The sequence below is a fragment of the Paenibacillus sp. FSL R7-277 genome (assembly GCF_000517965.1).
GTDB classification, from domain to species: Bacteria; Bacillota; Bacilli; order Paenibacillales; family Paenibacillaceae; genus Paenibacillus_AQ; species Paenibacillus_AQ silagei.
Genome location: NZ_ASPX01000077.1, coordinates 1 through 4,011 on the forward strand (window position 1 = coordinate 1; position 4,011 = coordinate 4,011).

The following is a 4,011-nucleotide window of genomic DNA, read 5'->3' on the forward strand; positions in this document are numbered from 1 at the left end:
AGCATCCACCGCTCCCGCATCTTGCAACACGCTATCGATCTCACCCGCACTCTGCGCCGTAGCATCCACCGCTCCCGCCGCCACACCAGACCCCACACCGCCCTCAAGCATATCAGCCGCCGCTGTGTAACAGCCATCCCTTACCAGCAGGCGCAGTAGCTCCTGGCGCTGCTCCGTCAGGATGCCGGGCAGTTGCCCGGCCAGCCAGCCGTGAAGCTCGGGCTCGCGGCCCGTGCATTTGAACAGGCGCGTGAGCCGGGGAATCAGCAGCCAGGGCTCCGGCTGGAGCTGGGCTGCCCTGGTGAAGCAGGCTGCCGCTTCATGGTCTTCGCCGATCTGCTGGCAGACCTGCCCCAGCAGCGTGTGGGTGAGATAGGTGCCTAACCCGGATTCTGTATGATAGAGGGGAGGGGAGGCTCCGATCTGCAGTGCCCTGCATAGCGCAGCCTTGGCTTCGGCTAAGGCTGATACCTGCAGCAGCAGCGCACCTTTGAGATGGTGAAGATCGGGATAGTCCGGGAAGAGCGAGCTTCCCTGCCCGCAGGCTTCCAGCGCAGCCGGGTAATCACCGGTTACCGCCAGGCAGCGGACTTTGTATTTATAGAGCAGATGAATATAGCTGGTGCCCGGCTCGGCCAGGTTCAGCGAGGTGCCGATATGCTCCAGCGCCTGCCCGTAATCGCCAAGCCGCATATATTCAACCGCCAGATTGAAATGCTGAAAAGCATCTCCGGGACTCTCCTCCAACTGCTGCTTCAGCAATCCGAGATTACGGCTGATTTTATCTTTTCGCTCCACAACTCCGTCGGCATAGCCGTAGTGATGAACAATCACGGTGCTCATATGCATCGCGGCCGCCGGGGTCTCCTGCACAATGGAAGCCGCAATCTGCTCATGAATAATGCCGCTGAAGCGATAATTCGGGCTGTTCTTGAACATACGGAGGATCGGGTTAACCGTAAGGGTCTGCGAAGCGCGCTCCATCCCCTGATGATTATGAATCCGCACAAAAAAAGCCTCATACTCCGTATGCTTCGCGCACACCAGCAGCTCATCCCGGCTCCCCGGATCCAGTTCCTCGTCTGCATCCAGCACCAGAATCCAGGTACCCTGAACCAGGGCCAGCCCGGCATTGCGTGCGGCGGCAAAATCCCCGTTCCACGGGTAATCGATGATCCGGGCACCGAAGCTGCGGGCAATGGATCGGGTGGCGTCGGTGGAGCCGGTGTCCACAATGATGATTTCATCCGCAGCCCCGCGCGCACTCCGCAGACAGCGGGCCAGGTTGTCGGCTTCATTTTTGACAATCATGCATAAGGAAATCAGCGGTTGGTGTGGTTTCGTGGTCATTAGCTCAGACCTGCTCCTCTCTGCCGTTGGGTGTAATTCCACTTCGTATGCCAAGGGGTGCGGCGCAGCACCGCGATGGATTGAACCACCGCTGCACTGTCCTCCTGAAGCGGGCCATGAGGCGGTTGCCCCTTCCCCTGTAGTCGTTCTACAGCTTCTGCGAGACGCTGCTCCGCCAGATGAAGATAACAGAGCGCTAGTCCGGTGCTAACTGCATCGTCTGCAGGGGATTCCCCCAAGGCAAGCCGGTACCAGCTGGCAGCTTCCGCATAATGTCCTTTATCGATGAGCAGTTCTCCGAGATACCGTAGGGTTGCCCCTGAAGCTTCCTTGCTGCCTGCAAGGCCAATGAACAGTTCCCCCGCTTCTGCACGCCAGCCTTCCTCATAGAGCGCCTCTGCCAGAGTGCTTGTATGCGCTGGGAAGCGTTCAACGAGCCGCTTGCCCAGGGCGATGAACTGGTGCTTCACAGCAAGCCGGATGACCTCGGCAAGCAGAGGGGATTCCCCGAAGGCGGCGAACTCCGCTTGCTGCACGGCAGCATCGGACGACAACCTTGCATCGATCTCCAGCAATTCGGAACGCACTTCCGCAGGTGATTGCAGCCAGAGCTCCTCTTGCAGCTTCTCGCCCAGTTCCCATGTCACCATGGCTTCAAGGAGCCATAGCTGCCGCACCGTTTCTGTGTTCAATCCTCCGGCTGAGAGCTGTAGAGTGCCGGCCCGCAGCTTGTCGGCTGTCTTCCTGAACGAATGATATTTTCCGGTAATGATCCAGGAAGACAGCAGGAACAGCAAGGTGTCCTCCTCCAGCGGGCAGACCGCAGGCGGCAGCTCTGCAATTGCCTTATAAGCGCCCAGCCGATATAAAGTACCGATAATTGCGGTTCTGGCAGCACGCTGTGCTGTGCCGGTCAGCTGTATCAAGAGTGCGGCGATCTCTCCCTCCGGCACCTCCAGCTCCTGAAAAGCAGCAGCGATCCCCTCCAAAGCGGGGAGATACAGGGAGTGCTGCTGAAGCGCACGATGATACAACTGCGCGGCCTCCTTTTGCTTCCCGAGCTGCTGGAAAATGGCCCCCATCCGGTGCAGCGGGCGGAAGCTGTCCATGCCCTGTTCAGTGACGTATGCTCTGCGCGGAGTCGGGGCAGACGAGGTATCTATGGCGTGCTGGTAAGACTGGACGGCGCGCTCATAGAATCCTTGGTTCTCCCACGACTGGCCCTGCATGTAATGCAGGTCGGGATAATCTCCATAACGTGTCAGCTCGCGGGTCAGCAGGCTGTCGACCGCTTTCACATTACCGGCGGCCAGATCAATTTTGCACAGATCGCGAATGATCGAGGGACGGTAAGAAGCCTGAAGCGGAGCGAGGGTAAGACTCTGGCGCAGCAGTTCTCCGGCTTCCTCCAGCCGTCCGTCCTGACAGCAGGTGACTGCCAGATTATAACGGCTGAACACATCGTCAGGCTCTTCCGCAAGCGCAAGCCGCAGCAGGTGCTCGTTGCGGCTGATTTTATGCTTGGCGCTCATAACCGGGGGCAGGTAGCCGAAGTGAAGAATCTCTATTGGACTGGCCTCAATGGAGGCGGACCCATGTTTTGTGAGAATAGAGGACTCTACACTTTCGTGAATTCTCCCGCTGAAAAGATAGCCCTGCCCACCCCGGAACAGCCGCACAGGATGGTGATACAGACGATCCTCGGGCCTGCTTCCCAGCAGGTTCTCTATGCGCACCGTGTACGCTTCGGCTGTGCTGCCTCCGAGAATCTCCTTGATTGAATCTATGGAAGTCTGAAGGGTTTCATCTGCATCCAGGACCAGTATCCAACTGCTGGCCGCATGGGAGAGACCGGTATTGCGTGCGTCTGAGAAATGGTGGTTCCACTGGGCTTCAATGACCGTTGCCCCGTATCTCCGGGCGATTTCCACGGACTGGTCCGTGGAACCGGTATCGACCACGATGATTTCATCGGCGCCCTGCAGACTAGCTAGGCAACGTGGGAGCAGCTCGGCTTCATTGTTGACTATGAGCTGTACTCCTAGTGTAGGTTTGGCAGATTGATTCAAGATCGTTCCTCCTTCGCGGGCCTTAATTCCTCCGGGTATTTTGCAAAATTAAGAATGTATATGCGTTGCTGCCGTCTTATGTAGATGCGGAATAACGCACAGCCAAGAGTACATGGGTATCCATGCACTCTTGGCTCCTGCATCGTATGACGGAAATTATGCTTACGTTCCTTGTGCATCAAAAATAACATTAAGCGTAGAAGCCGCACCCGGCGTGGCGGATTGATAGGAGAGGCGGGTGTATTTCAGGAACCGGGCAGGCACAATAACGTCTACAGAACCTGCTGGCAGCGGATTGTCTCCGGTCGTATCGACGAAATAGTTGGTTCCGTCTGCACTGATCTCGACCCGTGTATTCACCGGATTGGCTCCGGTATTCACAATGAAGTAGGAATAGGTGCCAAGGACACTGGTATTGTTGGCCGGCAGCGGCGTATAGGTATCCGAGGTTGCAATTGCCGTTGTAGGCAGCTCAATGAAGCTGCGCTGGGAAATAGACGTTACGCTGCTCAGCGTACCAGCAGTGATAGTCGCACCAAGCACGCTAGTAATCGTACCAGCGAGGATGTTCGTTACTGTACCAGCAGATGAT

3 protein-coding genes are annotated in these 4,011 nt (G+C 57.3%); all 3 read right to left on the minus strand.

The window, feature by feature from the left end; translation table 11 throughout:
- Window positions 1-1,350, minus strand: a 1,350-nt coding sequence (locus C173_RS21710) for a tetratricopeptide repeat-containing glycosyltransferase family 2 protein (protein ID WP_036728394.1), incomplete at its 3' end; no start/stop codon positions are given.
- A complete protein-coding gene (locus C173_RS21715) occupies window positions 1,350-3,419 on the minus strand; it encodes a glycosyltransferase family 2 protein (RefSeq protein ID WP_036728396.1) in 2,070 nt (689 codons plus the stop codon). The genes C173_RS21715 and C173_RS21710, both read right to left, overlap by 1 nt.
- Window positions 3,420-3,581: 162 nt before the next feature.
- On the minus strand, window positions 3,582-4,011 hold a 430-nt coding region (locus C173_RS34515), incomplete at its 5' end, for a DUF6385 domain-containing protein (RefSeq protein WP_036728401.1).